1 protein-coding gene is annotated in these 441 nt (G+C 32.9%); it reads right to left on the reverse strand.

Annotated elements, in window-relative coordinates; all coding sequences use genetic code 11:
* Positions 1–409: ABC transporter transmembrane domain-containing protein (locus M3166_RS19060; RefSeq protein WP_251691809.1), on the reverse strand; the 409-nt coding region annotated here is incomplete at its 3' end.
* Positions 410–441 lie beyond the last annotated feature (32 nt).

Here is a 441-nt window from a genome sequence, read left to right on the forward strand (position 1 = left end):
CCTTTGGTATTGAGTGGCTCATTGCATGCTCTATGCCTTCAATATCAGCCATGATTGTTTGTGAAATGTCGGAAATGTCATGTTTAGAAAAGTAAGATAGAGGTAATTTTGATAAATTCTCCGCTGTCCTTATTCTTAAATCTGCACTTTCTTGATAGGTTGTGTTATATAATTTATCGTATTCGATAGAAAGCAAAATATACATTGCTATCAAAGTCAAAACTGAGAATACTATATAAAAGCCATTGCTTTTGCCCATATTTTCCAAAACTTCCTGAGCAAAAATCATAAGTAATATGGCAGGAAGCATGTTTATACAATCAACGAAAAATGAAGCCAGTGTTGCTTTACTTAAATTTCTTGCTCCTCCATCTGTAAGAGCAAATCTTTTTTTATAAAACTCTTTCATTTGAAACACTCCATTCATTCGCACTGTTAAAC

Origin of the sequence: Solibacillus isronensis (assembly GCF_023715405.1) — a bacterium.
In the GTDB taxonomy this organism is placed as follows: Bacteria; Bacillota; Bacilli; order Bacillales_A; family Planococcaceae; genus Solibacillus; species Solibacillus isronensis_B.